Origin of the sequence: Streptomyces sp. NK08204 (assembly GCF_020400585.1) — a bacterium.
GTDB lineage: Bacteria > Actinomycetota > Actinomycetes > Streptomycetales > Streptomycetaceae > Streptomyces.
Window position 1 is genome coordinate 183,371 of record NZ_JAINVF010000006.1, and the last position, 26,624, is coordinate 209,994.

A 26,624-nucleotide genomic window follows, 5' to 3' on the forward strand; every position below is an offset into this window, starting at 1 on the left:
ACACGGGTCGGCGCCCGTGCCGACCCGTGCGGCGGACACCTGTTGCTCACTGCTCGATGCGCCGTAATCATGCCCTATATGTGCCCGTACCTCCTGGCTTGTTGTCCAGCCCCGCACGCGCTCGTGTCCGGGCGCGGTGCCGCAGCTGTGCCGGTGCGGCTGCTTCCGTGAGCCGCCTGCTGGTGATCAGCGCGAGCATGGGGTCGGGCCACGACATGGTGGCCGGTGAGCTGGCCCGGCGCCTGCGCCGGTCAGGGCACGAGGCGGTGCACGCGGACGTGCTGGACATGCTGCCCGTCGGCATCGGGGCCGGGCTGCGCAGCTTCTACCGCTCGGCGGTCCGGCACGTCCCCCTGCTGTACGCGGGCATCTACGCCGCCTTCTTCCGCGCCGGTGATGGTCCGCGGCCGGGCAGTGCGCCGCTCGCGGCGCTGGCAGAGGACCGGTTGCGGGCCAAGGTGGCGAACGAGCGCGCCGACGCGGTCGTTGCAGTCTTCCACCTCGCCGCCCAGCTGACCGGGCGCATGCGGGCCCATGGGCGGCTCGCGGTGCCCAGCGCGGTGGTCATCACGGACTTCGCCGTCCACCGGCAGTGGCTGCACCGGGGTAACGACCTCAACCTGTGCCTCACCCCGGAGATCGCCCGGGAGGTGCGGCGCAGTCTGGGACGCCCCACCGCCGCATGCGGTCCGCTGCTGCCGGACCGCTTCCGCCCCCACCCGGCCGGCGAGGCGTACTGGCGGCAGCGGCTCGCCTCCGGTGACGAGCGCCCGCCGGTGCTGCTGTCCACGGGTGCGTGGGGGGTCGGAAGCCGACTCGGGGCGACGGCCCGGCTGCTGTCCGGTGCCGGCTACCTGCCGGTCGCCCTGTGCGGGCGTAACGAGCGGCTGCGCCGCCTGCTGTCGAAGGTGCCCGGGACGCTCGCCATGGGCTGGGTGGAGGACATGCCGGGCCTGATCGCAGCCAGCTCCGCACTGGTGGACAACGCCGCGGGACAGACGGCGCTCGAGGCGCTCGCCGTCGGTGTCCCGGTCGTCGGATACCGTCCGATTCCCGGGCACGGCGTGGAGGGGGTACGGCGGATGGCGGTGCTCGGTCTGACCGAGCACGCCTCGGACTCGTGGCAGTTGGTGCAGTGTTTGGACCGCCTCGCCTGGGGCGGCCCGGTACCCGGCCGCCGGCTCGCCGCCGACCGCCCCTTCTTCCAGGGCGACGTCGTACCTCACCTGGAACGGCTGGCCGCCCGAAGACGCTGACGGCCCGCCGGCCGCGCCCGCCGATGGCGGACCGCTGCCCACCGGATCTGCGCGGCCCTGCCGCGTGCCGGACAACGGACGGCGGCGGTGCCCGGCCGCGCACCTGTCTCACACCGGCCGCTCCGCCCTGACGCCAGGGGCCGGCCTCCCCCCGACGCCGTGGTCGCCGAGCGACCCGACTGTCAGACCCGCCGCCCGGCAGGCGTCCACCAGACAGGGCAGCGCGGCCAGCGCCGCACGCCAGCAGCCCGGTGCCGCGTGGCGATCGGTGTCGTGCAATACCACCGTGCCGCCGCCCCGCAGTTCCCGCAGGACGCTCGCCACCACGGACTCTGCGGTGGCGTGAGCGGTCCAGTCGCGGCCCCAGGCCGTCCACAGGACCGGACGCAGCCCGATGCGGCGCGCGGCCAGCAGCCGGTCGCCGGTCAGAACGCCGTACGGGGGCCGGTACCAGGTGGGGGCGACACCGGACACCTCCGCCACCGCACGCGCGGTCCGCGCCAGCCGCCGGGCCTCCCTGACCGGCGCCGGACGCCAGGGCCGATCGTGCGTCCAGCCGTGGACGGCGAGTTCGTGACCGCGCCGGACGATGTCGTGGGTCAGCCGCCGGTGCCGCAGCACCTGCTCCCCGAGCACGAAGAACGTGGCTCGGACCGCCAGCTCGTCCAGCGCGGCCAGGAAAGCGGGGGTCGAGCGCGGATCAGGCCCGTCGTCGAACGTGAGCGCCACGTGGTCGCTGCTGCCGATGCCCGCCAGGGCCGGCAGCCAGGCCCGCCGCGGACCGGAGAGCCAGGTCCCGGCCGGCACGATGTGGGCCGCAGCGACCAGTGCCGGGGCGACGGCCGCGGCCGCGGTGAACAGCCTGCCCACACCGATGCCACCCCGCATGCTCTTCTCCCTTCGAACCCGGTCCGCTCCGCCTGTGGCTCCGCCGCGGCTCGCTGCCGTGCCGCTCACCCGAACCGAGCCGCCAAGCGCTTGTACGACGTGGGCGCGAGGGCGCGAACCACCGCGGGTACGCGGAGCCAGCCGGGCACGAACACCTCGTGGCGATCCCGGCGCACCGCCTCGACGACTGCTGCGGCCACCCGTTCAGGGGGGATCGGACGCGGGCGGGTGCGGGTGTAGGGCGTCCCTCTCCGGGCGAAGAAGGGGGTGTCCACCACACCCGGCACGACATGAGACAGTGCGACGCCGGTGCCGTCCAGCTCGTAGCGCAGCGCGTCGGCGAAGGTGCCGAGTCCGGCTTTCGCCGCGGAGTACACCGCTTCCTCCCGCACACCGACGCACCCGGCGATCGAGCCGATCAGCACCAGCCGGCCCCGGCGCCGCGCCACCATGTGCGGCAGGACCTGCCGGACCAGACGTACCACTGAGGCAAGGTCCACGGTGAGCACCCGGTCCAGCTCGCTGACGGGCATGGAGGTGAACGGCCCGGCCCAGCCCACTCCGGCCGCGGCGACGAGCAGATCGATGCCCGGCGCCTGCCGAAGGGCCCGGCTGACCAGATGTCGGGCGCCGTCGGTGTCGGCGAGGTCGCAGGGAATCGCAACGCCGGACGTCTCGCGCGCCACCATGTCCAGCCGGGCACGGTCACGTCCGGAGACCAGCAGTGTCCACCGCTCCTTCGCCAGGGCCCGCGCGACAGCCGCCCCGATCCCCGAGGAGGCACCCGTCACGAGCGCCACGCCGGTGGCGGGCGCGGTGCCCGACAGGGGAGAGGGCGAGGCCGTGTGCGGATCCGCCGTGGCGCGTCCCAAGCTGACCTCCTGAGTGGTGGGCGGGACGGCGCCCGGCCTGTGGACCACCCGCGAGTGCACGTTGACCGCCCCGTCCACCCCCGCGCATCCGTGTCTCCGACGAAGGCAACGACCATCGAGGGGTAGCCCGAGTCCGCTGATTTCAAACCTTCCCGTCGACCACGCAGACGACCCGTCGGCGGTCTCTTCGCCCAGGCGGGCCGCTGCGATCGGTGTCCGGCCTGGCGCACCACGGTTCGTGGTCGAGTCGCGTGAGCGGGCGGCTGTCCCGGCTCCGGCGCTGCTGGGCTGGCCCGCACCGAACGGACCGGATGACCGCCCGCTGGTCAGCTGTGCCGCTGTGGGCCGGCCGGACGGTGATGTCTGCCCGGCGATAGGCCGCACGTGTGTCTTTGCGGAACGATCCCGGCCGGGCTTGGGCCGTCGTGACGTCTGCGACCGGGCAGGGCAGGAGGATGAAACGCCGTGGTCTACCTCTACAGCCTTCCCGCCGCGTGCCTGCTGGGTTTCGGCTTCGTGCTCCAGCAGCATGCCGCCGAACGTGAACCGCTGTCCTTGATGCTGTCGTTCCGGCTGCTGCTGGACCTCGTGCGGGTGCCGCTGTGGCTGGCAGGCATCGGCTGCATGGTCATGGGCCAGATCCTTGGGGCACTCGCACTGACGCACGGCAACCTGGGGCAGGTGGAGCCGTTGCTCACCACGAACCTGCTCTTCGCGATGGCGCTCGCCCGGTGGATGGGTGACCAGCCGCTGGGCTGGTCCGGATGGCTGGGAGCACTGGCTCTCAGCGGCGGGGTGGCGTCCGTCATCCTGGCCGGGCGGCCGCACAGCGGTCAGGGTCAGGTCGGCGCGCTGCGGCACTGGCTCGTGATCGGCTGCGTGCTGGCGCTGGCCGGAATCCTCGTCGCCATCGCCCAGCACCTGCGCCTCCTGCACCGGCCGCCACTCCTGGCCGCCGCGGCCGGCACCCTCTACGGCCTCCAGGACGCACTCACCCGGGTCTGCGGCGGCATCATCGGCGCCAGGGGAATCACCGGACTGCTCGTGTCCTGGGAGCCCTGGGCCGTCGTGGCGCTGGCGGTGGTGGGTCTGCTGCTGGTGCAGAGTGCCTTCGAGGCCGGGCCGTTGCGTCTGTCCCTGCCTGCGCTGAGCGCCGCCGAACCCCTGAGCGGCATCGCCTGTGGTATCGGCTTCCTCCACGACGAACTGCGCACGACCCCGGGCGCACTGGCCTGGCAGGCGGCCGGAGTGGTCGCGGTGGTCGGTGGCCTCTTCGTCCTCGGACGACACCCTGTCATGCCGACCGGTGAACGGCGCCCCGAGCCCCCGGTCCATCACCACGCGCACCGCCCCCGGCATCGGCCGTGACATCTCCGGTCCGGTCTCACCTGCTCCGGCACCAGCGGCAGCCACGGCGTAACCGGCACCTGATGCAACGACGTGATGTCAGCCGTCGGCGCGAGCCACGGCGATGACACGGTGCACGGCGGCCACGGCACGGACAGCTGCCCGAAGGCCCCGGGCGACGTCCGCAGACGCTGTCCGCAGCCCCGTCACGACGCCGGATCCGGCCGGCATCTCGCCTGCTGGGGGCCGGCCGGTCACTTGCCGCGGTCCTCCAAGTACCGCGTGTGCGACTCCTGCCGGCGCGCCTCGGCGTCCCGCAGGGCCGAGGCCAGGCGACCGGCTTCCTCGCGCAGCAGCCCCAGCTGGCGCTCCAGGTGCCGTTCCGGGGGTTCCGTGCCCGGGGTGAGGCGGGTCCACCAGCGGGTCCGTATGAAGGCGTCCACGGCCTCGGGAACGTCCTGGCGTACCGCCCGTGAGACGGCGTGCACGCCCTCCGGGTCCCGGGCGAGTGCCTCGGCGACCCAGCCCGGTTCCAGCAACGCGGCGAGCAGGCCGGTCAGTTCGGTGAGCTCGGCGGCGGGGACGGGCGGCAGGTCGATGCCTGCCAGATAGCCGCCGAGCTTCTCGAAGTCGGCGCGCACCGCGTCCAGTTGTGCCGACGGGCTCGGGAAGTCGGGCAGGGCCGGCCGCTCCGGCGGGGCGATCAGAGCGCCGGCGCCGTACAGGCCCGCGACCACGACCGGCCAGTACGGGCCCGCGACCCCGGTGAAGGTCAGCACCAGGCCGAGCAGCCCGCAGGCGCTGCCGGTGAGGTTCTTGCGGGACTCCAGCCAGCCGATGACCTTACTGGTAGCCACGGATCTCCTTGAAGGCGCCGTCCAGCGAGCCGTGCCGGGCGTCGAAGAGGCGGCCTCCGGTCAGGTCGGCGATGTGTGACAGCTCCGCGCGGTCGGAGTCGCCGAAGAGGATCGGGAAGACGGGGGTGTCCCGCCGGGTGCCGGTGAGCCGGCGGTAGAAGGCGTCGAAGTCCCCGGCCTTCACGCCGCTGGTGTTCTCGCCGTCGGTCATCAGCACGATCGAGGTGAAGGTGTCGCGGCCGGTGCCGAGATGGTCGTAGGCCTTCTCCAGCGAGGTGTAGATCGCGGTGCCTCCGTCGGCTTCGAGAGCCTCGGTGTCCCGCCGGATGGCGTCCAGGCCGGCCTTGGGGTTCTGCGGGCCCACGACGTGCGTCCGTACGCTCTTCACGTCCGAGCCGAACGGCATCAGCGTGACCTCTTCGCGGTCGCGGAAGTCGCCGGTGAGATCGGTCAGCGCCTTCTTCAGGGCATCCAGCCGCCCGCCCTCCATCGAGCCGGAGGTGTCGAGGACGTACACGGTTCGGGAGGGGCGGCGCAGCTCGTTCTCGTACGAGTCGAGGAGCCCGTCGGCGACGGACCGGCTGCCGGGGAAGGGAAGTTCGCGTCGACGGCTGGTGTCCAGGCCGGACGCGGGCGGCACGGAGGCGACCACCGGCCGGCGGTGGGTCGTCTTGGTGATGAGCCGCTGCACGGCGGGGGTGCGCAGGTCCTGCGTCACCTTGCGGACGTCCTCCCGGGTGCGGGCGCCGGTGGCGGTCAGCGAGGAGAACGGATAGTCGGCGGTGACGACGCCGTCACGGGGACGGATCACCGTCAGACCCGGGATGCCCTTGAGGACGGACTCGTAGTTGAGCAGTGCGTCGACCGTGCTGCGTCGCTCGTACGCCGCCGCCAGCCAGCCCGACGAACCCGACGTCAGCTTCTGCCCCTTGAAGAACTCCTTCAACCGGGGTGTCGCCTTGGCGACATCCGCGTCGGTCAGCGCCGACTGTGCGCCGGACAGGGCGGAGGCGACCGACACGAGGGTGGAGAAACCGGAGTTGGAGCGGGCCGGATCGGTCATGCCGTAGGTCAGCTTGCCGTCCTGCACCGCCTGCTCGATCTGCGACCAGGTGACCTGCTGGGGCTTCCAGCCCAGGGCCCGGACGGTGGCCGGCCTGACGCCGATGGCGACCGGGCTGGACATGACAGGCGTTTCCGAGAGCACCTTCTTCGCCGCGTCGGGCCGCAGCCGCAGATAGTCGTCCGAGGACAGCCACAGCGCGTCGTACGCCCCGGCGGACCTGGTCCGGGCGATCAGGTCGACGGCGTCCAGGGTGCCCATGTAGGTGGGCCGGACGGTGACGCCGGTGTCCTTGCGGACCTGGTCGAGCACGGCGGTCATGTCACTGAGTTCGCTGGAGGCGAGGACCCGGAGGGTGCCGGCCTTCGGGGCCGTCGAATCGTCGGTGTGCTCCTGCGCCGTGCAGGCGGTCAGCAGCGCGGCCGTGACCGTCAGCAGGGCCAGTGCGCGTCTTCTCATCCGAGTCCGCCTTCCAGCGCGCCCTGCGAACGGCTGCGCTCCAGGTGCACACTCGCGCTGTGCAGCTCGTCCGTCAGCGACTGAACGGTGGAGGCCATCACCTCGGTCGCCTGCACCTTGTAGGTGTCGATGGCGTCCAGAGTGCGGTAGATCTGCTGGAACGCCGAGCGCAGCGTCTCCACGCCGACGGCGGGGTCGGCGGCGATGCGCTGGATCTCCCCGCTCTGCGTGGCGAGCATGTCCGAGTTGGCCCGGATGAGGTCCTCGGTCGTGCCACGCAGGGCGTTGACCTGCTCGACCACCTTCTTCTGGTTGTCGAGCGCGGAGGCCAGCATCACGGAGATACGCAGGGCCGAGACGGTGGTCGTGGCGGCCCGGTCGACGCCTTTGATCAGCTCGTCGTTGTTACGGCGAACGACGTCCATCGCGAGATAGCCCTGTGCGCACACCGCGAGCTGGGTGAGCAGGTCCTGGTGCTTCTGCCGCACCGGGAAGAGGACGTCGGCGCGCAGGCTGTCGGCCTGCTGGGGGTCCGTGACCTGGGCGATGTGCTCCTCGACGGCCGTGTCCAGGGCCTCGGTGAGGACGACGTACTCCTGGAGCTTGCCCATGGTCTCCCACAGCCGCACCCGCTCGGTCTGCAACGCGGCGTTGTCCCGCCGCAGTTCGTCCTGCCCGCCGCGCAGCGAGCCGACGATCCTGTTCAGCGTGGACTGGGACGAGGCGTACCTGGCGACGTGGTCGCGCAGTCTGTTGCCGCCGGGCAGCTTGGCGAGGAACTTGCGGGCCTTGCTCGTGGGCAGGTCACGTGGGTCGAGGTCCTCGACCACACGCCGGAGTTCGACGAGGGAGCCGGCGACCTTCGCCGAGGCGTCCTCGCCCTTGTCGGGCAGGCTGCGTACGGCCCGTTCCAGCATCCGGTTGGACTGGGCGGCGGCAGTGCGCATGTCCCCGGCGCCGAGGCCGGTGATCTCCCCGACCTTGCCCGCGAACTCGGGCGAGCGGGCGTCGAGCGAGGCGAGCCCCTCGACGTAGGCGGCGGCCTTGCGCGCCATGTCGGCCCGCACATCGTCCTGAACGGGCACCAGCCCGCCGGCTCTCTCCCGCGGCACGGGTGTGACGGCCTCGGGCGGAGTGAGGGTGAACTCGCTTTCGTTGATGGGCACGTGACAATCCCCCGTCATCCGCGTGCCCGGCGGGCCATGTCGTGCAGCACCGCGGAGGTGGGCACGGGCGCCTGCCGGACGCCGGTCAGCTTCTGGTTGAGGTAGGCGGCGTGTGCCGCGGTGGCCGCGACGAACTCGGCGGCGTCGCCCTGCGGCCGGAATCCGTGTCGGGCGGCGAGCCTGCGCAGGGCGGGGTCGGTGCTGAGCAGTTCACCGAGCGCGCGACCGTTCGCGTCGAGCGCCACGACCGTGTGGTCGCTGTTGACCGTGGTGTCCGGGTACAGGACCACCAGGTCCTCCGCACCGGCCCCGTGCTGTTCGGCGAGCAGCGAGGCGACCTGGGACTCGTACACCAGCACCAGAGGGTTCCCGGCGCCGCTGATGAAGTCCCGGAAGACCGCGTCCGAGCTGGACTGCTGGGCGCCCTGAACGCTGACCAGCTGGTGCAGCAGGGGCGCGGTGCGGTCGATGTCGGCCTTGCCCGCGACCACCTTGCCGCCGTTGGCGACGTAAGAGGCGGCGGCGAGGTACAGGGCGCCCGAGTTGGAGGACTCCGGGTCGGTGCTCGCGACGTAGAGGGTGCCGGTCAACTCCCCGTGACGGGAGGCTCCGTCGAGCTGCTGCCAGGTGCGGTTGTGGCGAGCGGCGTCCAGATAGGCGCCCATCTTCAGGGTGCCGCGGCTCTTGCCGTCCAGGACGGCCAGCCCGCCCGCAGCGAGTACCTCGGCCGCGCTGCGGTGGGCCACCACCACGAGCGGCGAGTAGAACGGCCGGGGCAGGGGCTCCTGCACGTGGTACTTCGAGGCCAGCTGGTCGGCGGGTGCCTTGCTGGAGGGGAAGGCGAAGTCGTACCCCTTGAGGTCCATGTCTTCCATGGCCCAGGACCCCGACGCCTCCGTCTTCACGGTGTAGCCCTTGGCGGCGAGGGCCTTCACCACGTCCGGATCGGCGAAGAAGTCGGCCTTCTCCGACCCGATCACTCCTCGCACGGTCTTCGTTGCCGTGCCCTTGTCCTCACCGTGCCGCCCCGCCACGACAGCCGCCACCACGCCGCCGATCAGCAGGACCGCGAGGACCATTCCCGCGATACGTCTCACGCCGCTGATCATGCACACGGAATCGGACATTCCCCGAGGCGGTCGGTGAACGGAACGTGGCGCACCGGCTTCGGTACTGCAACGCCGGCAAGGGGAGATCACCCTCACCGACGCGGTGTGGACCGCGCTCCCAGCGGCACATCGTGTGTCCGCGCTCCGCGCTCCGCGCTCCGCGATCCGCGGCATCCGCGCTCGGGACTGGGTACGACGACGAGGACTTCGCCGCCCTCGAGGTACGGGCGGCGGCCGGTCGGCGCATCGCGTGGCCCGCGGCGTCCAGGGTATGGAGGCGCGCGGAACGGCCCCGGGAACGGCCGGGGTCCCGGGGCCTGTGATGTTTGGTGGAGACGGTGAGTAGGGTGCCCGAATGATCGAGGTACCCGAGACGTTCGTACGCTGCACGGTCGAGCGTGAAGGAGAGCCCGGATCGGCCTGGCTCGCCGAACTGCCGTCGATCGTCGAGGAGTTGCTGGGCAGCTGGGGATGTGTTCCGGACGGTGGGGTCATGCACGGGGGCGTCGGGCTCATCGTCCCGGTGCGACGGCGGGAGGGCGTGGCCGCCGTGCTGAAGGTGTCGTTTCCCCATCCCGGCAATGTCCATGAGCCGGACGCCTTCACCGCCTGGGGCGGACGCGGAGCCGTCCTGCTGCACGAGCGCGACGACGAGCGTTTCGCGATGCTGCTGGAGCGAGGCCGGACATCGACCCTGGCGGAGGTCGAGGACGGCGACGAGGTGGTGACGGTCGCGGCCCGCCTCAGTCGCCGGCTGGCCGTCCCAGCACCGCCCGGCCTGCCCCGGCTCCGGGACGAGGCCGATGCCTGGGAGGAGCAGTTGCGCAAGGACGCCGGGGAACTCACGCACACCATGTCGCGTCGCGCCGTGGACGCCGCCCTGGCGACTGTCCGGGAGCTGGGACGTGCCCAGCCGGACCTCCTCGTCCACGGCGATCTCCACGCCAGGAACATCCTGCGCGCCGACCGTGAACCATGGCTGGCCGTCGACCCCAAGGGCCGTGCAGGAGACCCGGCCTACGACGCCGGCACACTGCTCATGTCACGCGCATTCACCCTCCTCGCGGCGGACGACATGCGCATGGCCGTCCACCGCGTCCTGGACGTCTTCGCCGGGGCCGCGGAGCTCGATCGCGTACGCGTGTGGCGCTGGGCCCAGTTCCACGCCGTCCGAGCCGCGTTCTGGGGCCGCCGCCACGGGTTCCGCAGAGCCCGCAGCGGACCGCCGCTGGACCGGCTCACCCAGTTCGCTGACGGGCTGGCGGACCTGCTCGTGGAGGGCGCTCGGAACGCCCCGGCACTCAGGAACCGGGCGCGGTGAGGCGGCGCAGCACGGCGACGGCCTCGTCCCGCACCCCTGGAGGGAAGAAGCGTGCGTCGACCTCCTCCACGGCGGCGATCGCGCGTGGGGCCAGTTCGGCGCCGGCGGCGGTGACGCGCAGCCGCTTGGCGCGGGTGTCGGAGGGGTCGACCTCGCGCTCGATGAGCCCCTTGCCCTCCAGGGTGCGCAGCACCTGTGACGTCATCTTGACGTCCGTACCGGCCTGGCGGGCCAGCGCCAGCTGACGGGGGTGCTCTCCCTGGGTGTTGAGCCACCAGGCGCAGGCGAGCAGCACGAACTGGACATGGGTCAGCCCCAGGGGGGCCAGGGCCGCGGTGATGTCCCGCTGCCAGCGCAGGGTGGCGTGCCAGAGCAGGAACCCGGGGCTGCTGTCGGGATCGAGAGCCATCAGCGGCGCGCCGCCTCGACCAGGGCCGCCATGGTCTCGGGCCAGTCCTCGGTGACGGCCGGACCGATCTTCGGGCCGAACTCGTCCGCGCCCTCGCCGGTGATCTCCATCCGGTACGTCACCCGGATCCGGGTGCCCTCACCCTTGCCCCGGCCGGACCCGCCCCGGCCGGACCCGCCCCGGCTGGACCCGCCCCGGCCGGACCCGCACCGCCCGGACCCGCCCCGCCCGGACCCATCCCGGTCGATCCGGTGCGTCGTCCGCAGGACCATGCCGCCGAACCGGGCCTCGTCCACGAAGAGTTCACCCGGCACGGTCTCGGTGACGACGAGGTGCACCGGCTCCTCTCCGTCCGGGTTCATCACGATCTCGGCCCCGGCGGCGAAGGGCCCGTCGAAGCGGATGCTCCGGATGTCGGCGTTCCATGCCCCCCAGTTCCCGACATCGGCCCACAGACGCCAGATCGCCTCCGGGGCGGCCTCGGTGTCAAGACTGTGCTCGTACGTCCACATGTGGTTCCCCCTGCGCTTGTCGCTGATCGACGGCGACTCCGCCGATCAACTGCGTGGAGATTATCTGTGCGCAGATCATATGTCCAGGCGGCGATGACTCGCCCCGTCGGTGGCGGGCTCAGTGCACGGAGAACCCGCCGTCGACGAAGAGCGCCTGGCCGGTGACGTAGGCGGAGGCGCGGCTCGCCAGGAAGACCGCGGCGCCCGCGAAGTCCTCGGCCAGACCGTTGCGCCCGACCATGGTGCGCGCGGCGAGTGCCGCCACCTTCTCCGGGTCGGACGCCAGGCGCGCGTTGAGCGGCGTCATGACGAATCCCGGCACGAGCGTGTTGCAGGTGACGCCGTACGGCGACCATGCCTCGGCCTGTGAACGGGCCAGTGACTCCAGCGCCCCCTTGGAGACGCCGTAGGCGCCGCTGTTGACGAACGCCCGGTGCGCCTGCTGGGAGGTGATGTGGATGATCCGCCCGAATCCCCGTTCGGCCATACCGGGGCCGAACCGCTGTCCCAGCAGATGGGGTGCCTCCAGGTTCACCGCCATGGTGGCGTCCCACACGTCCTCGCCCAGCTCGCCCATCGGCGGACGCAGGTTGATCCCGGCGGCGTTGACGAGGATGTCGGGCTCTCCGAACGCGCCGGCGGCCCGCTCCGCCGCCGCGCGCACCCCGGCGCGCGTACCCAGGTCGGCGCTCACCCAGGCCGCCCGGCAGCCGTCCGCCGTCAACTCGTCGACCGTTTCCCGAAGTTCCGGCTCTCTGCGGGCCACGACCACGACGCCGGCCCCCGCCCGCGCGAGAGCCCCGGCGATGGCCCGGCCGATGCCCGAACTGCCGCCGGTGACTACGGCCACCCGGCCGTCGAGTGAGAAGAGTTCGCTGAGGTACGTCCTGGATGTCATGTCCGCACCCTAGGCCGCCCGCCCGTGGCCGGGGCAGCCCGGTGGTGTGGATCATCCCGCGACCCTGCGTCTAGAATAAGTGTTCGGCATCGCGTGCCGGTCACCGGCCGGGTGAGGCATGGAGGTGCTTGGACATGCCCCCTGGAGGCATTCCTTGTCAGTCGAGTTGAATCACACGATCGTCCACTCCCGGGACAAGCGCGAATCCGCCGAGTTCTTCGCGGAACTGCTGGACCTGGAGATCGCGGGGGAGTGGGGGCCGTTCGTCGCGGTGTCCCTGAGCAACGGTGTGACGCTGGACTTCGCCACGATCCCCGAGGAGAAGATCACCCCGCAGCACTACGCCTTCCTGGTCTCCGAAGAGGAGTTCGACGCGGCGTACACGCGGATCAAGGAGCGCGGCATCGAGCACTATGCCGACCCGCACATGCGGCACCCGAACGAGATCAACCACAACGACGGCGGTCGTGGCGTGTACTTCATGGACCCGGCGGGTCACGCCATGGAACTGATCACCGTGCCGTACGGCGGCTGGCCCGCCTGAGCCCTGATCCCGCACCGTCGCCACCCGGCTTCTCGTCCGTCTCCCGCGCTGCCGCGAGGTAGTTGTAGGCCGAGGCCCGTGAGATGCCGAGCCGGGTGGCGACCTGCTGGACCGCGCCGCGCACGGCGAACACACCACGCCGGTCGAGGTCCCGGAACAGCTCCAGCCGTTCGTCCCGGCCGAGGTGGGCCCAGGTCCTGGCGCCGCTCAGCTCGCGGGCGTCGACGATCGCGGCCACGACGGCGCCCACGTCGTCCCCGAACGTCGTGGTGGGCAGGGCGGCCGGGGATCCGGTGATCCCCGCCAACTCGCCCACCAGCGTGTGCACTTGGCTGATGGCGGTCACGTCGAGATTGACGCACAGGGCACCGAACACCGTCCCCCGGGAATCCCGCAGCAGCATGGTGGAGGCCTTGACCAGCCTCCCGTCCCGGGTGCGGGTGAGGTAGTTCAGCTCGTCGCCCGCCTCGTCGCCGCGCGCCAGCAGTCGCATGCCGATCTCGCTCATCGACCCGCCCACGCCGCGGCCGGTGACCGACCCGGCGAGCGCGACGATCGAGTTCTCCGGCCGCCGGAAGTCGTGGATCACCACCTCGCAGCAGGAGCCGAAGGTCGCGGCGATTCCGTCGATCACCGGCATGAGTGCGGCGATGACTGCATCCTGCTCGGCGCTCCGGGCCGGCGCCCCCACCTGTGCGTCCGCCATGCGCTCACTTCCTCTTCGGTGGCCCGGCCACGGCATCCGGGGCTGCTCGGTCACGGGATCCGGGTTGCCCGGTCACGGCATCCGGGGCTGCTCGGTCGCGGAGAACCCCGATCTCTGGACTTCTCGTCTACATGTTAGACAATGATTCCAGATCCCGGTGGGTGTCTCAGAACGGAGAACGCACATGCCCGACCGTCAGCCCGTCACGCTGCAAGACGTCCAGGAGGCCGCGGAGCGGATCAAGGGCGTCGCCCACCGCACCCCGGTCCTGCGTTCGCGCACCCTGGACGAACTCGTCGGCGCCGAGGTGCACATCAAGTGCGAGAACCTGCAGCGCATGGGTGCCTTCAAGTTCCGCGGCGCCTACCACGCCGCCTCCCGGCTGTCCGCCGGGCAACTGGCCAAGGGCATCGCCGCCTACTCCTCCGGCAATCACGCGCAGGCCGTCGCCCTCGCCGCACGGGAACTGAGCACCACCGCCGTGATCGTGATGCCGCAGGACGCCCCGCGCTCGAAGCTGGAGGCGACCGTCGGCTACGGCGCCGAGATCGTCACCTACGACCGCTACACGGGCGACCGGGCCGCGATCGCCGAGGCGCTCGCCGCCGAACGGGGGCTCACCCTGATCCCGCCGTACGAGCATCCGCATGTCATCGCCGGGCAGGGCACCGCCGCACTCGAACTCATCGAGGAAGCAGGACAGTTGGACGCGCTGGTCGTGCCCGTCGGAGGCGGTGGGCTGGCCGCGGGCAGTGCGGTCGCCGCCAAGGGGCTGCTGCCGGACATCCGTGTCGTGGGTGTCGAACCGGAAGCCGGGGACGACACCAAGAGGTCCCTGGACGCGGGCCACCGGGTGTCGATCCCCGTACCCCGCACCATCGCCGACGGCCAGGCCCTGGACACCCCCGGAGAGCTGACCTTCTCCATCAACAGGCGCTTGCTGGACGGGATCTCCCTCGTCAGCGACGACCAGATCAGGGAGGCGATGCGGTTCGCCTTCGAACGGCTGAAGACGGTCCTGGAGCCGAGTGGCGCCAGCGCCCTGGCCGCCCTGCTGGCCCACCGCGTCGATCCTCTCCCGCGCCGTGTCGGCGTGATCCTTTCCGGCGGAAACGTGAGCGCCGAGCGGTTCGCCCAGATCATGGCCGGCTGACGATTCACGGGCGGCGGGCGCGGCTTCCCGGCCGGCCCCCCGCCGGCATCGCGCTGCACCCATGTCACCTCCCCGAACCGGCGACTCTGGCGGCCGGCCGACGGGTGGGAGTCCGCCACCGCGACGGCGCGGCGCCCTGTGCCCGCGCCGGACGCACCGTCCGGTCCCGGACCTCCCGCCGATTCGCGCGCATGTCCCCGATCCCAACGGGTACGCGAGGCGGGAGCACCTGGGCGGACCCCCGTCCGGGTGACCGTACGAACGCAGCGACCTGGGGATCTGCCATGGAGACACCCGCACACGACGACCTTCCGACGCCGGCCTCGCAGGCGCTGGACGCGTTGGCCGCGAACGCCGAGGACGAGGCCGCCCTGGACACCCTCGCGCACAGTGACGTACTGGTCCCGGTGCCGGACGACGCGATCGACGACGCCGACTCCTCGACGCTCGCCCTGCCCGTTCTCGAACAGCCCGGCGGGGATCTGGTCGTCCCCGTCTTCACCACGGAAGGCGCGATGACCGAGCTGCTCCCGTTCGTCTCGCGCTACCGCCTGGTGCCGCTCGGCGCGCTCGCCTCGCAGTGGCCCGAAGAGGACCTTTCGCTCACCATCGACGGCAGTTCCGCACACGGGCTGACGCTCACCTCGCAGGGGGTGCGCACACTCCTCGCACGCTGACCCGTCGGCCCGTCGTGCGGCCGGACGACGGGGCACGCCGGGGCACGGTGAGGGACGAGCGGCGCCGGTCTGCGCCCGTTCCGTCCGCAACGCGCGGCCCTGTCCAGGCCCGCGGGACAGAATGGGCCCATGAAATGGATCTCCGGCGCGGCGGGGGCACTGGTCCTCCTGCTGGTCCTGCGCAGCATCGTGCGCACCCTCGTGGTGCCCCGGGGCCTGTACTCCGGGCTGGTGTACCGGCTGTGGTGGGGCCTGCGCAGGGTGCTGTGCATCGCCGCGAGCCGGGGCGGCTACCCGGCCATCGACCGCGCGCAGACCTGGCTCGCCCCGCTCATGCTGATCGGCATGCTCGCGTTCTGGCTCGGCGGGGCCTTCGCCGGCTTCGGACTGGTGCTCCACGCGGTGTCCCCGCTGTCCTGGAGCACCGCGTTCCGGGAGGCCGGCTCCAGCCTCTTCACCCTCGGCTTCGCCGGCGGCGGCCGGCTGCGCCTGTCCGCGCTCGACTTCGCGGCCGCGGCCACCGGCCCCGTCGTCATCGCCCTGCAGATCGCCTACCTGCCCACGCTCTACGCCGCGTACAACCGGCGCGAGCTGGAGGTCACCCTGCTCCAGTCCCGGGCCGGCGAGCCCGCCTGGGGCCCGGAGATCCTCGCCCGGCAGTGGCTGGTCGACACCGAGACCGCGCTGCCCGATCTGTACCGCGCCTGGGAGCGGCTCGCCGCTGACATGGGAGAGAGCCACGCCACGTACCCGGTCCTGCTGGCGTTCCGCTCCCCCCGCCCCTACCGCAGCTGGCTGGTCGGTCTGGTCGCCGTCATGGACGCGGCGGCCCTGCAGCTCGCGCTCAACCCGCGCACCGCCCCGCCGGAGGCCCGGCTGGTGCTGCGCGCCGGGTTCACCGCCCTGCGCGACATCGCCCTCTCCGTGCGCGCCCCCGCCGACAGCGACCCGGCCCCGGACACCCCGATCCAGCTGACCTTCGACGAGTTCGAGGCCGCCGTGAGGATGCTGGAGACAACCGGGTTCCGGGCCGAACGCGGCACCAAGGAGGCCTGGCCGCACTTCCACGGCTGGCGGGTCAACTACGAGGCCGTCGCCTACGAGCTGTGCCGCCGCTGCGACGCCGTACCCGCCCTGTGGACCGGGCCCCGCGACTTCCCCGGCGAGTCCATCCCGCCCCTGCGCCCCGTGGACCGGCGACCCGGCCAAGGTCGGCCGGAACTGCCCCCCACCGCCGGGTAGTCATCCACCCGGGGAGGGAAGATCCCAGCGGAGACCGCCGATCGAGCGAAAGGTCCGATGGCCGTGAGGGTCGTCCTGCTGGGCACCGCCGCCGGGGGCGGCTTCCCGCAGTGGAACTGCGGCTGCGTACAGTGCGCCGCCGCCCGGGACGGCAAGCTGCCCTCCCGAACCCAGGAGTGCGCCGCCGTCACCGGCAACGGCCGCGACTGGTGGCTGCTGAACGCCTCGCCCGACCTGCGGGCCCAGCTCACCGCCACCCCCGCCCTGTGGCCCGGCCCGGCGCCCGGGGCCACCCCGCTGCGCGGTGTGCTGCTCACCGACGCCGAGCCGGACCATGTCGCCGGCCTGAGCACGCTGCGCGGGGCCGAGGGCCTGAAGGCCTACGCGGCGCCACCGGTCCGCGCCGTACTCACCCCCATGCGCGCCGCCCTGGACCGGTACGCCCCCTGGGAGTGGGCCGACAGCCTGGCCGACGGCGGGTTCGTGCTGGCCGGCGGCCTGGTCGTGACGGCTCACCCGGTGGACAGCAGGATCCCGAGGCGCGTGCCGGTGCAGACGCCCGCGTCCGGCGGCCCCTGGGTGACGGCGTACCGCGTCGAGGACCTGGCGACCGGCGGAGTGCTGGTGTACGCGCCGAGCGTCGGCGCGTGGAGCCCCGTTCTGGACGAACTGTGCTCCGGGGCCGACTGCGTGCTGCTGGACGGCACCTTCTTCACGGCCGACGAGACGGGCCCGGCGGCGCGGCCCGGCGGCGCACCGGCATTCGCGGAACATCTTCCGGTCACCGGCCCCCAGGGCTCACTGGAGGCCCTGGCCCGCCATCTCGGCCCACGCCGGATCTACACCCACCTCGGCAGCACCAACCCCCTGCTCGACCCCGCCTCACCGGCGCGCGCGCAGGTGGCCGAGCGGGGGGTCGAGGTGCTGCCGGACGGGGCCGAGCTGACGCTCTAGCGGTCCTGCCCGGCCAGCATGCGCTCCAGCACCGCCCGCTGCAGCGGCAGCACCTCGGCGTGCAGCCGGCGGCCCTTGGGGGTGAGCGCGACCCACACCCCGCGCCGGTCCTCCGCGCACACCGAGCGCTCGACGAGGCCGTCCTTCTCCAGCCGTCCGATCAGCCGGGACAGGGCGCTCTGGCTCAGATGGACCTGGCCGACCAGATTCTGCACCCGGCAGTGGTCACCCTCCTCGGGCGACTCGGCGGCCAGGATGTCGAGCACCTCGAAGTCGCTCGCGCCCAGCCCGTGCGGGTGCAGCGCGCGGTCGATCTCGCACATCGTGCGCGCGTGCACCGCCAGGATGTCCCGCCACCGTTCTTCGAGCCGGGCGTCGGCCGTCTTGACTGCCATACCCGCACCGTAGCACCGATCGGGCCATTCGTTGAGAGTGCAACTAGTCTGGTGCGAGCAGTCGCCCGGGGCTCAGGAGACCGGGTCCTGGAGCAGCCCGATCAGGTTGCCGTCGGGGTCCTGCACCGAGGCGATCAGGCGGCCGTTGCCGACGTCCCGGACGTCCTGGAGCAGCTCGGCGCCCCCCTCCACCAGGGCCGCCAGCCGCTCCCGCAGGTCGGTGACGTGCCAGAACGGCACCGGCCCGGTCAGACCCTGCGCGTGCCCGTGGGGGTCGAGTCCGACGTCCTGCCCGGCGGCCTTGAAACCGATGTAGTACGGCTCGTCGACGAACGGCTCGACCCCCAGCAGCGCGGTGAACAGGGCCTTCGCCCGGGCCGGATCCTTGACCGGGTAGATGATCGTCTGCAGGCCGGCGGTCATGACACTCACTCCTTCGTGACACGGGGACGACGGGGCTCCGTCGGTGCTCTCACGCTAGGACGGGCGAACCCGCCGCCGCTTCTTCGATCCTGACCGGTTGCGGTGACGGGCCACGTCTCCTGCCCGTCCCGTTTGCTGTGCTCGACCTTCCGATCCTGTTTGTCTCCTTCTGGCCCTACTCGCTGTGCGGCACCTCTGCGACGGTCAGGCGGGCCGCGCGCCTCGCGGGGACGAGCGCGCCGGCCACCGCGATCGCCAGCCCGGCCAGGGCCGGGCCCGCCGGCTCCGGGAGGTGCCAGACGTCCGTCATGGACGACGGCAGGGTGATGTCGGTCGCAGCCGCCCGGGCATGCCGGTGACGACCAACTTCATGACCGCCCTCAGCCAGTGCGACTCGATGGACTACTGGGGCCTGGGGCCTGGGGCCGCGAGGTCGACCTCGTCACCAACGACCAGTAGGAGTTCTCGCCGCTGCTGAAGGACGAGCGGGTCCGCCTGACCGGGCCGGACGGCGCCGAGCTGACCGGCGAGGTGGGGGCCGAGTTCGTGGCGCCGCGCGGCGCCGAGAGCGTGGGGACGTACGCCGACGGGCTCACCGCGGGCCGCCCGGCCGTCACCCGGCACACCCACGGCGAGGGCACCGTGCGCCGCGCCGACGAGTCGGGCACCTTCCTCTTCGCGATCAACCACACCGCCGCCGACGCCGAGGTGCCGCTGGACGGGCCCGGTACCGAACTGCTGACGGGTGGGCGCGCCGCGGGCTGTCTGGCGGTCCCGGCGGGGGCCGTGCGGGTCGTACGACTCGACGGCTGAGCCGGCTCCCCTCCGTCCGTGCGAGCCATGACAGCCGCGGGCGGAGGGGTTCTCGTTTCTCCTCCGCGCCACTGGCGGATCCCCCGCGCCCCCGCGACCGGCGCGGCGAGATCCACTCGCCGAAGTGGCCCGGATGTGCGAGAAGGGCTGGTGAACACTCCACGGAGCTCCCGCTCCTCCACGAGCGCCCGCGCCTGCGAGAGCGGGGGCGCACGGCGGTACCCTGGTTCCCGGCCGTGATCATCCGTCGATGATCCGCCGATCACCCGTCGGGGCAGGGCCGAACAGGAGACGTACGAGCATGACAGCCCCGGAAGCCGAGAGCGTACGCGTCCGCCCCGCACCGGCGCGGCGGTCCGAGTGGCGCACCCAGGCCCCCGTCGTCGCGGTGGTCGCCGCCGGCGGTGCCCTCGGCGCCACGGCCCGCTACGCGACGACGCTCGCATGGCCCACACCGGCCGGCGCCTTCCCCTGGGCGACCTTCTTGATCAATGTCATCGGCTGTGCGGTGATCGGCGTCTTCATGGTGCTCATCACCGACGTGTGGGCCGCCCACCGGCTGGTGCGCCCGTTCTTCGGCACGGGAGTGCTCGGCGGATTCACCACCTTCTCCACCTACGCCGTCGACATCCGCAGACTCGCCGACGCCGGGCATCCCCGCACGGCGCTCGCCTACCTCGCCGCGACCCTGCTCGCGGCGCTCGCTGCGGTGTGGCTGGCCTCGGCCGCCGCCCGCCTCGTGCTCACCCGGAGGCAACGATGACCTCACTCACCGGCCGGGCCCTGCGGCTCACCGTGTACATCGGCGAGGACGACACCTGGCACCACAAGCCCCTGTACTCGGAGATCGTGCACCGAGCGCACGCCGCAGGGCTCGCCGGGGCCAGCGTGTTCCGGGGCGTCGAGGGCTTCGGCGCCTCCTCCCGCATCCACACCTCCCGTCTGCTCTCCCTGAGCGAGGACCTGCCCGTCGCGGTGGTCGTCGTGGACACCGAGGAACGCGTCCGGGCGTTCCTGCCGCAGCTGGACGAACTGGTCGGCGAGGGTCTCGTGACCCTGGACGAGTGCGAGGTCGTCCGGTACGCCGGCCGCGCGTCGAACCCGGGCACAGGCCCGGACACCGTGGACCCGGAGGGTGAGAAGTCGTCGTGAACTGGCTGTTGGTCGTCCTCGGGGCCATGGTCGGCGCGCCCCTGCGTTACCTCACCGACCGCGCGGTCCAGGCCCGGCACGACTCGCTCTTCCCCTGGGGCACCTTCGTGGTGAACGCCACCGGCTGTCTGGTCCTCGGCCTGCTCACCGGGGCCGCCTCGGCGGGCGCCGCGGACCCCCGTCTCCAGCTCCTGCTCGGCACCGGCCTGTGCGGCGCGCTGACGACGTACTCGACCTTCTCCTACGAGACCCTGCGCCTGACCGAGGCCGGCTCCGGCCTCTACGCTGCCGTCAACGTCGTCGCGAGCGTGGGGGCGGGGCTGGCTGCGGCCTTCGCCGGGGTGTCGCTCGCCGACACCCTGTGGGCCTAGGCGCTTGTCGTACGGCCCGGCATAGTAAGCAAGACTGTCTACAGCAGTGTCGTCCAACTCATCCCAGAACTGGATCCCATGAGCGCCATCTCCGTCGGTCAGGCCGTCGTCCTCGGAGTCGTCGAGGGGGTGACCGAGTTCCTCCCCGTGTCCTCCACCGGCCACCTCAAGATCACCGAGGGGCTCATGGACATTCCCGTGGACGACAAGTCCGTCGTCGGGTTCTCGGCCGTCATCCAGGTCGGCGCGATCGCCGCCGTGCTGGTGTACTTCTTCAAGGACATCAAGCGGATCGTCTCCGCCTGGTTCCGCGGTCTGACCGACCGCGAGGAGCGCTACCACCACGACTACAAGTTCGCCTGGTGGGTCATCTACGCCACCATCCCGATCGTGCTGGTCGGCCTTGCCGCCAAGCCGCTGATCGACGGTCCGCTCGCCTCGCTGTGGGTGGTGGCCGCCTCGCTGATCGTCGGCTCGGCCGTGATGTGGTGCGCCGACCAGATGGGCCGGCACAAGCGCGGCGAGGACGACACGTCCTTCAAGGACGCGATGCTGGTCGGCTGTTCGCAGATCCTCGCGCTGCTCTTCCCCGGCTTCTCCCGCTCCGGCGCGACCATGTCGACCGCGCTCGTCCTGGACCTGGACCGGGTCGCCGCCACCCGCCTGTCCTTCTTCCTCGGCATCCCGGCCCTGACCGGCGCCGGCATCTACGAGCTGAAGGACGCCCTCGGCGCGGGTGTGGGCGCCGCCCCGCTGGCCGTCGGCACCCTCGTGTCGTTCGTGGTGGCGTACGCCTCCATCGCCTGGCTGCTGAAGTTCGTCGCCAAGCACTCCTTCAACGCCTTCGTGCTGTACCGGATCGTCATCGGCGTGGTCCTGATGGGTCTGCTCGCCACGGGCACGCTCGACAGCTGAGCGAGATCCTTCGACGTCCGCAGCACCCACGGGGTGCGGATGCCTGCATTCAGGCTCCGCATCCCGTGAATGTTTCCTTGCGCGATGCCTTGACAGTTCCCTTACGCAACCCGCAGGATCCTCCCGTGAACCTGTCAGACAGCCAGACAGGTGGCCCGGGTCCGCAGCGCGTGAGCGCGATGGAAGCGGTCCTCGGCCACCTGCGCGGCGCCATCGAGCGCGGCCAGTACGCGATCGGCGAGAAGCTCCCCTCCGAGGCCGAGCTCTGCCGCAACCTCGAAGTGTCCCGGCCCGTCCTGCGTGAGGCGCTGCGTGCGCTGCAGACGATGGGGCTGACGGTCTCCCGGACCGGCAAGGGCACCTTCGTCGTCGCGAACGCCGTGGAGGACCCCACCTTCGGCGACTACGCGGCCAGCGACCTGCTCGAGGTGCGCCGCCACATCGAGATCCCGGTCGCCGGGTACGCCGCCGTGCGTCGCAGCCCCGAGAACCTGGACCACCTGGCCCACCTCCTCGACCGCATGGAGCGGGAGACGGACACCACCGCGTGGGTCGCGATGGACACCCTTTTCCACCTGGCCGTGGCCGAGGCCGCCCAGAATCCCGTCTTCCGGCGGGTCATCGAGGAGATCCGCGACGCACTGGCGCGCCAGTCGGCCTTCCTCAACGAACTGGGCGGGCGCCGCGAGCAGTCCAACCGTGAGCACCGGGCCATCGTCGAGGCGCTGATCGACGGTTCCGAGCACGACGCGGTCGAGGCCATGAGCCACCACCTCGACCGCGTCGAGACGACCCTCACCGACATCGTGCGCCCCGCGCGCACCGATCCCCCTACGGAAGGCGGCCAGAGGCGTGAGTGAGCAGCACCTCAAAGACGAGGCGCGTCGGACGCGACCCTCGGCCGGCCATGTCGACGCCGGAGACGCCGGCTACAGCAAGTCGCTGAAGTCCCGGCACGTCAACATGATCGCCATCGGCGGTGCCATAGGCACCGGTCTCTTCCTCGGCGCGGGCGGCCGGCTCGCCGACGCCGGGCCCTCCCTGTTCGTCGCGTACGCCGTCTGCGGTGTCTTCGCCTTCCTGGTCGTACGCGCCCTCGGCGAACTCGTGCTGTACCGCCCGTCCTCCGGCGCCTTCGTGTCGTACGCCCGTGAGTTCCTCGGCGAGAAGGGCGCGTACACCGCGGGCTGGATGTACTTCCTCAACTGGGCCACCACCGGCATCGCCGACATCACGGCGGTGGCCACCTACACCCACTACTGGGGGATGTTCTCCGACATCCCGCAATGGTTGATCGCGTTCGTCGCCCTGGCGATCGTTCTGACCGTCAATCTGATCTCGGTCAGGATCTTCGGCGAACTGGAGTTCTGGTTCGCGATCGTGAAGGTCAGCGCGCTGGTGGTCTTCATGGGCATCGGCATCTTCCTGCTGGTCACCCAGCACCCGGTCGCCGGCCACCACCCGGGCCCGTCCCTGATCACCGACAACGGCGGCGTCTTCCCGAACGGCCTGCTGCCCATGCTGCTGATCATCCAGGGCGTCGTCTTCGCCTACGCCTCCGTCGAACTGGTCGGCGTCGCTGCCGGTGAGACCGAGAACCCCGAGAAGATCATGCCGAAGGCCATCAACTCGATCATGTGGCGCGTGGGCCTGTTCTACGTCGGCTCGGTCGTCCTGCTGTCGATGCTGCTGCCCTGGAACAAGTACACCGCCGGCGAGAGCCCCTTCGTGACGGTGCTGTCCCACATCGGGATCCCGGCGGCCGGTGACGTCATGAACCTGGTCGTGCTCACCGCGGCCATGTCCTCGCTGAACTCCGGTCTGTACTCCACCGGCCGCATCCTGCGCTCCATGGCCATGAGCGGTTCGGCACCGAAGTTCACCGCCCGGATGAGCCGCAGTCAGGTCCCGTACGGCGGAATCCTGCTGACCAGCGGTATGTGTGTCCTCGGTGTCGGTCTGAACTACGTCGTCCCGGCGGACGCCTTCGAGATCGTCCTGAACCTCGCGGCGATCGGCATCCTCGCCACCTGGGGCATGATCATGATCTGTCACCTGCTCTTCTGGCGGAAGACCCAGAAGGGTGAGCTGGCCCGGCCCTCCTACCGGCTGCCGGGTTCCCCCTGGACCGAAGTGGTGACGCTGGCGTTCCTCGCCTCCGTCCTGGTCCTCATGTACGCCGACGGCGGCGCCGGACGCACCACCGTGCTGTGCCTGCCGCTGATCGTCGCAGCGCTGACCGCGGGTTGGTTCGCCATCCGCCGGCGGACGGCGCGCACCTCCACCGGGGCCGACGCGTGACCCGCGTGCCCCCCGACCCCACGATGCAGGCAGAGTGATGTACAGCAGTTCCCCGGCGGACGCTCCCGTCGTCCGAGAGCCCCTCCACGCTCCCGTCGCCCACCTCATACGCGGCGGTGTCGTCGAGGGCATCCACTACGGATCCGTCGTCGTCCTCGGCGCGGACGGCCAGGTCCAGTTCCAGCTCGGTGACATCGAGGCCGCGTTCTACCCGCGCTCGGCCCTCAAGCCCGTCCAGGCCGTGGCCATGCTGCGCTCCGGGCTGCCGCTCGACGGGGAACTGCTGTCGCTGGCCGCCGCGAGCCACTCCGGCGAGGAACGCCACCTCGCCGGCACCCGGCGCATCCTCGAACTCGCCGGGCTCGGCGCGGACGACCTGCGCAACGTCCCCGACATGCCGTACGACCCCGCCGTCCGGGACACCTGGGTGCGCGAGGGCCGGCTGCCCGACCGGCTCGCCCAGAACTGCTCCGGCAAGCACGCGGCGATGCTGTGGACGGCCCAGCTGAACGGCTGGTCCCTGGCTGACTACCTGGACCCGGCCCACCCGCTGCAGCAGGCCGTCGCCCAGGCCGTCGAGGACCTCACCGGCCAGCACGCGGCACACGTCACCGTGGACGGCTGCGGCGCCCCGCTGTTCGCCATCTCCCTGCACGGTCTCGCCCGCGCCGCCGCCCGCATCACCACGGCGGCACCCGGCACCCCCGAGGCACGCGTCGCCGACGCCATGCGCGAGCACGCCGAGATGGCCTCCGGCTCGGCCCGGGACGTCGCCGCGCTCATGCGGGCCGTGCCCGGTCTGCTCGCCAAGGACGGCTTCGAGGGCGTCCAGGTGGCCGCGCTGCCCGACGGCCGCGCCATCGCCGTCAAGATCGCCGACGGCGCCGACCGCGCCCGCGTCCCGGTGGCCGCGGCGGCCCTGGCCCGGGCCGGCGTCGACCCGGCCCTGCTCACCGCCTTCGCGGGCGAGCCGCTGCTCGGTGGCGGGGAGCCGGTGGGGTGCGTGCGTCCGGTGCGGGCGCTGGACCCGGTCCCGTTGACGGCTTGCGCGTAGCGCTTCTCCGGCCAGGCCGATCTCCCTCTGCGGGCCGTCCGTAACGGGACGCGCCCGCGCGGCGGAAGCCGCATGTCGACACCCCCGCGCCCCTCCAGGGCGCTCTCACCTCGTACCTCGGAAAGAGGACCCGCACGTCATGACCGCGCCCACCCGAAGCGAACACGACCTGCTCGGCGACCGCGACGTACCCGCCGCCGCGTACTGGGGCATCCACACCCTGCGCGCGACGGAGAACTTCCCCATCACCGGCACCCCGATCTCCGCCTACCCGCACCTGATCGACGCACTGGCCGCCGTCAAGGAGGCCGCCGCCCTCGCCAACGAGGAACTCGGCCTGCTGGCACCGGAGAAGGCCGCTGCCATCGTCGCCGCCTGCCGGGAGATCCGCGCCGGCGAGCTGCACGACCAGTTCGTCGTGGACGTCATCCAGGGCGGCGCGGGCACGTCCACCAACATGAACGCCAACGAGGTCCTGGCGAACCGGGCGTTGGAGCTGCTCGGCCACGCGAAGGGGCAGTACGAGTTCCTGCACCCCAACGAGGACGTCAACCTCGGCCAGTCCACCAATGACGTGTACCCCACCGCCGTCAAGATCGCGACGGTGTTCGCGGTGCACGGCCTGCTCAAGGCGATGTCCGTCCTTCAGGACGCCTTCGCCCGCAAGGCCGTCGAGTTCCGCGACGTGCTCAAGATGGGCCGTACCCAGTTGCAGGACGCCGTGCCGATGACGCTCGGCCAGGAGTTCTCCGCCTACGCCGTCATGATCGAGGAGGACCGCAGCCGTCTGGCCGAGGCCGTCGAGCTGATCCACGAGATCAACCTCGGCGCCACGGCCATCGGTACGGGCCTCAACGCCCCCGCCGGATACACCGAGGCGGTCCGCCGGCACCTCGCCGGCATCACCGGACTGCCGCTGGTCACCGCCGCCAACCTGGTCGAGGCCACCCAGGACTGCGGTGCCTTCGTGCAGATGTCCGGCGTGCTCAAGCGGATCGCGGTCAAGCTCTCCAAGAGCTGCAACGACCTGCGCCTGCTGTCGTCCGGCCCGCGCGCCGGGCTCGGCGAGATCAACCTGCCGCCCGTGCAGGCCGGTTCGTCCATCATGCCCGGCAAGGTCAACCCGGTGATCCCCGAGGTCGTCAACCAGGTCGCCTTCGAGGTGATCGGCAACGACGTCGCCATCACCATGGCCGCCGAGGCCGGCCAGCTCCAGCTCAACGCGTTCGAGCCGATCATCCTGCACTCCCTGTCGGAGTCGGTCACCCACCTGGAGAGGGCCTGCGTCACGCTGGCCGAACGCTGCGTCGACGGCATCACCGCCAACACCGAGCGGTTGCGCGCGACCGTGGAGAACTCCATCGGCCTGGTCACCGCCCTCAACCCGCACATCGGGTACACGGCTGCCACCGACATCGCCAGGGAAGCCCTCGTCACCGGCCGGGGCGTCGCCGAACTCGTACTGGAGAAGGGCCTGCTGCCGGCCGAGCGGCTGGCGGGTCTGCTCCGTCCGGAGGTGCTCGCGGGCAGCAGCACGATGCCGGCGATCTGACCCGGCGGTCCGGCCCGGACACGCGGGCGCCGTCACACTCAGGGATGACGTCCTCCGGGGGGCACCGCGCCCCCCGCGTCCCGGGTGTGGCGGGGCGTCCGGCGCCCGTCCCCCGCGAGAGTACCGGCCGATCGGCTCAGTCCCACTCGCCATTATCCGGAAAGTGCTACAAACGCTCATAAGCTGAATTCGCGGCCTCGGTAAAGGCCGTCACT

Annotated in this window: 29 protein-coding genes and 1 pseudogene; 17 read left to right on the forward strand and 13 right to left on the reverse strand. The window is 71.8% G+C overall.

Annotated elements, in window-relative coordinates; all coding sequences use genetic code 11:
- Nucleotides 1-197: 197 nt before the first annotated feature.
- Nucleotides 198-1,256 (forward strand): galactosyldiacylglycerol synthase, encoded by a 1,059-nt coding sequence (locus K7G59_RS12485; protein WP_225833793.1) that lies wholly within the window; start codon nucleotides 198-200, stop codon nucleotides 1,254-1,256.
- 108 nt (nucleotides 1,257-1,364) lie between these two features.
- Here K7G59_RS12485 and K7G59_RS12490 read toward each other — a convergent pair whose 3' ends face one another.
- Complete coding sequence (locus K7G59_RS12490) at nucleotides 1,365-2,144, reverse strand: polysaccharide deacetylase family protein (RefSeq protein WP_225833472.1); 780 nt, start codon at nucleotides 2,142-2,144, stop codon at nucleotides 1,365-1,367.
- 65 nt (nucleotides 2,145-2,209) lie between these two features.
- Nucleotides 2,210-3,016: an SDR family NAD(P)-dependent oxidoreductase gene (locus K7G59_RS12495; protein WP_374114215.1), complete on the reverse strand. Its 807-nt coding sequence runs from the start codon at nucleotides 3,014-3,016 to the stop codon at nucleotides 2,210-2,212.
- Between the two features lie 465 nt (nucleotides 3,017-3,481).
- On the opposite strand from K7G59_RS12495, the gene K7G59_RS12500 reads away from it, so the two are divergent.
- Nucleotides 3,482-4,384, forward strand: coding sequence for a DMT family transporter (locus K7G59_RS12500; RefSeq protein WP_225833474.1), 903 nt, complete (start codon nucleotides 3,482-3,484; stop codon nucleotides 4,382-4,384).
- Between the two features lie 233 nt (nucleotides 4,385-4,617).
- On the opposite strand, the gene K7G59_RS12505 is transcribed toward K7G59_RS12500, so the two are convergent.
- The 4 genes from K7G59_RS12505 to K7G59_RS12520 are packed head-to-tail and all read right to left on the reverse strand — an operon-like array spanning nucleotide 4,618 to nucleotide 9,005.
- Nucleotides 4,618-5,202: a hypothetical protein gene (locus K7G59_RS12505; protein WP_374114220.1), complete on the reverse strand. Its 585-nt coding sequence runs from the start codon at nucleotides 5,200-5,202 to the stop codon at nucleotides 4,618-4,620.
- Between the two features lie 4 nt (nucleotides 5,203-5,206).
- Nucleotides 5,207-6,742, reverse strand: a complete 1,536-nt coding sequence (locus K7G59_RS12510) for a substrate-binding and VWA domain-containing protein (RefSeq protein ID WP_225833478.1) — start codon at nucleotides 6,740-6,742, stop codon at nucleotides 5,207-5,209.
- Entirely contained in the window at nucleotides 6,739-7,926 is a 1,188-nt protein-coding gene (locus tag K7G59_RS12515; RefSeq protein WP_225833480.1) for a toxic anion resistance protein, read from the reverse strand. Before K7G59_RS12515 ends, K7G59_RS12510 begins: the two co-directional genes overlap by 4 nt.
- Nucleotides 7,923-9,005, reverse strand: a complete 1,083-nt coding sequence (locus K7G59_RS12520) for a hypothetical protein (protein WP_225833482.1) — start codon at nucleotides 9,003-9,005, stop codon at nucleotides 7,923-7,925. Before K7G59_RS12520 ends, K7G59_RS12515 begins: the two co-directional genes overlap by 4 nt.
- 367 nt (nucleotides 9,006-9,372) lie before the next feature.
- Between K7G59_RS12520 and K7G59_RS12525 the strand changes: the two genes are divergently transcribed.
- On the forward strand, nucleotides 9,373-10,338 hold the full coding sequence (locus tag K7G59_RS12525; protein WP_225833484.1) for an aminoglycoside phosphotransferase family protein: 966 nt from the start codon (nucleotides 9,373-9,375) through the stop codon (nucleotides 10,336-10,338).
- Here the strand turns inward: K7G59_RS12525 and K7G59_RS12530 are convergent.
- From K7G59_RS12530 to K7G59_RS12540, 3 genes are all read right to left on the reverse strand, one after another.
- Nucleotides 10,319-10,747 carry a MarR family winged helix-turn-helix transcriptional regulator gene (locus K7G59_RS12530; RefSeq protein WP_225833486.1) on the reverse strand — a complete coding sequence of 143 codons (429 nt, stop codon included), beginning with the start codon at nucleotides 10,745-10,747 and terminating at the stop codon, nucleotides 10,319-10,321. The genes K7G59_RS12525 and K7G59_RS12530 overlap by 20 nt on opposite strands.
- On the reverse strand, nucleotides 10,747-11,259 hold the full coding sequence (locus K7G59_RS12535; protein WP_225833487.1) for a polyketide cyclase: 513 nt from the start codon (nucleotides 11,257-11,259) through the stop codon (nucleotides 10,747-10,749). Before K7G59_RS12535 ends, K7G59_RS12530 begins: the two co-directional genes overlap by 1 nt.
- Before the next feature lie 118 nt (nucleotides 11,260-11,377).
- On the reverse strand, nucleotides 11,378-12,157 hold the full coding sequence (locus K7G59_RS12540; RefSeq protein ID WP_225833489.1) for an SDR family NAD(P)-dependent oxidoreductase: 780 nt from the start codon (nucleotides 12,155-12,157) through the stop codon (nucleotides 11,378-11,380).
- A gap of 154 nt (nucleotides 12,158-12,311) precedes the next feature.
- On the opposite strand from K7G59_RS12540, the gene K7G59_RS12545 reads away from it, so the two are divergent.
- Nucleotides 12,312-12,701, forward strand: a complete 390-nt coding sequence (locus K7G59_RS12545; RefSeq protein ID WP_225833491.1) for a VOC family protein — start codon at nucleotides 12,312-12,314, stop codon at nucleotides 12,699-12,701.
- On the opposite strand, the gene K7G59_RS12550 is transcribed toward K7G59_RS12545, so the two are convergent.
- Nucleotides 12,670-13,407 carry a transcriptional regulator gene (locus K7G59_RS12550; RefSeq protein ID WP_225833493.1) on the reverse strand — a complete coding sequence of 246 codons (738 nt, stop codon included), beginning with the start codon at nucleotides 13,405-13,407 and terminating at the stop codon, nucleotides 12,670-12,672. The genes K7G59_RS12545 and K7G59_RS12550 overlap by 32 nt on opposite strands.
- Nucleotides 13,408-13,591: 184 nt before the next feature.
- Between K7G59_RS12550 and K7G59_RS12555 the strand changes: the two genes are divergently transcribed.
- The 4 genes from K7G59_RS12555 (at nucleotide 13,592) to pqqB (ending at nucleotide 17,433) form a co-directional block, all read left to right on the forward strand.
- The gene (locus K7G59_RS12555; RefSeq protein ID WP_225833495.1) at nucleotides 13,592-14,560 is read left to right on the forward strand and encodes a pyridoxal-phosphate dependent enzyme; all 969 of its coding nucleotides are present in this window, start codon (nucleotides 13,592-13,594) and stop codon (nucleotides 14,558-14,560) included.
- 284 nt (nucleotides 14,561-14,844) lie between these two features.
- Complete coding sequence (locus K7G59_RS12560; protein WP_225833497.1) at nucleotides 14,845-15,237, forward strand: SseB family protein; 393 nt, start codon at nucleotides 14,845-14,847, stop codon at nucleotides 15,235-15,237.
- Nucleotides 15,238-15,366: 129 nt separating this feature from the next.
- The gene (locus K7G59_RS12565) at nucleotides 15,367-16,479 is read left to right on the forward strand and encodes a hypothetical protein (RefSeq protein WP_225833499.1); all 1,113 of its coding nucleotides are present in this window, start codon (nucleotides 15,367-15,369) and stop codon (nucleotides 16,477-16,479) included.
- A 57-nt stretch (nucleotides 16,480-16,536) separates the two neighbouring features.
- Nucleotides 16,537-17,433, forward strand: coding sequence for a pyrroloquinoline quinone biosynthesis protein PqqB (pqqB, locus tag K7G59_RS12570; protein WP_225833501.1), 897 nt, complete (start codon nucleotides 16,537-16,539; stop codon nucleotides 17,431-17,433).
- Here the strand turns inward: pqqB and K7G59_RS12575 are convergent.
- The 3 genes from K7G59_RS12575 to K7G59_RS34670 form a co-directional block, all read right to left on the reverse strand.
- A complete protein-coding gene (locus K7G59_RS12575) occupies nucleotides 17,430-17,828 on the reverse strand; it encodes a MarR family winged helix-turn-helix transcriptional regulator (protein WP_225833504.1) in 399 nt (132 codons plus the stop codon). The two genes, pqqB and K7G59_RS12575, sit on opposite strands and share 4 nt — an antisense overlap.
- A gap of 72 nt (nucleotides 17,829-17,900) precedes the next feature.
- Entirely contained in the window at nucleotides 17,901-18,251 is a 351-nt protein-coding gene (locus K7G59_RS12580) for a VOC family protein (RefSeq protein WP_225833506.1), read from the reverse strand.
- A gap of 175 nt (nucleotides 18,252-18,426) precedes the next feature.
- On the reverse strand, nucleotides 18,427-18,561 hold the full coding sequence (locus K7G59_RS34670; protein ID WP_263976218.1) for a hypothetical protein: 135 nt from the start codon (nucleotides 18,559-18,561) through the stop codon (nucleotides 18,427-18,429).
- 149 nt (nucleotides 18,562-18,710) lie between these two features.
- Here K7G59_RS34670 and K7G59_RS12585 point away from each other — a divergent pair.
- From K7G59_RS12585 to aspA, 9 genes and pseudogenes are all read left to right on the forward strand, one after another.
- Nucleotides 18,711-19,064: pseudogene (locus tag K7G59_RS12585) on the forward strand (Beta-galactosidase C-terminal domain); the annotation flags it as partial.
- 301 nt (nucleotides 19,065-19,365) lie between these two features.
- Nucleotides 19,366-19,827, forward strand: coding sequence for a fluoride efflux transporter CrcB (crcB, locus tag K7G59_RS12590; protein ID WP_225833508.1), 462 nt, complete (start codon nucleotides 19,366-19,368; stop codon nucleotides 19,825-19,827).
- Nucleotides 19,824-20,216, forward strand: a complete 393-nt coding sequence (locus tag K7G59_RS12595) for a DUF190 domain-containing protein (RefSeq protein WP_225833511.1) — start codon at nucleotides 19,824-19,826, stop codon at nucleotides 20,214-20,216. Before crcB (K7G59_RS12590) ends, K7G59_RS12595 begins: the two co-directional genes overlap by 4 nt.
- A complete protein-coding gene (gene crcB / locus K7G59_RS12600; protein WP_225833513.1) occupies nucleotides 20,213-20,587 on the forward strand; it encodes a fluoride efflux transporter CrcB in 375 nt (124 codons plus the stop codon). The genes K7G59_RS12595 and crcB (K7G59_RS12600) overlap by 4 nt, the downstream gene beginning before the upstream one ends.
- Nucleotides 20,588-20,665: 78 nt before the next feature.
- On the forward strand, nucleotides 20,666-21,502 hold the full coding sequence (locus K7G59_RS12605; RefSeq protein WP_225833515.1) for an undecaprenyl-diphosphate phosphatase: 837 nt from the start codon (nucleotides 20,666-20,668) through the stop codon (nucleotides 21,500-21,502).
- A 179-nt stretch (nucleotides 21,503-21,681) separates the two neighbouring features.
- Nucleotides 21,682-22,362 (forward strand): FadR/GntR family transcriptional regulator, encoded by a 681-nt coding sequence (locus K7G59_RS12610; RefSeq protein WP_225833797.1) that lies wholly within the window; start codon nucleotides 21,682-21,684, stop codon nucleotides 22,360-22,362.
- A complete protein-coding gene (locus tag K7G59_RS12615) occupies nucleotides 22,355-23,803 on the forward strand; it encodes an amino acid permease (RefSeq protein ID WP_225833517.1) in 1,449 nt (482 codons plus the stop codon). The genes K7G59_RS12610 and K7G59_RS12615 overlap by 8 nt, the downstream gene beginning before the upstream one ends.
- A 37-nt stretch (nucleotides 23,804-23,840) precedes the next feature.
- Nucleotides 23,841-24,857, forward strand: a complete 1,017-nt coding sequence (locus K7G59_RS12620; RefSeq protein WP_225833519.1) for an asparaginase — start codon at nucleotides 23,841-23,843, stop codon at nucleotides 24,855-24,857.
- Nucleotides 24,858-24,996: 139 nt separating this feature from the next.
- A complete protein-coding gene (gene aspA / locus K7G59_RS12625; protein WP_225833522.1) occupies nucleotides 24,997-26,409 on the forward strand; it encodes an aspartate ammonia-lyase in 1,413 nt (470 codons plus the stop codon).
- Nucleotides 26,410-26,624 lie beyond the last annotated feature (215 nt).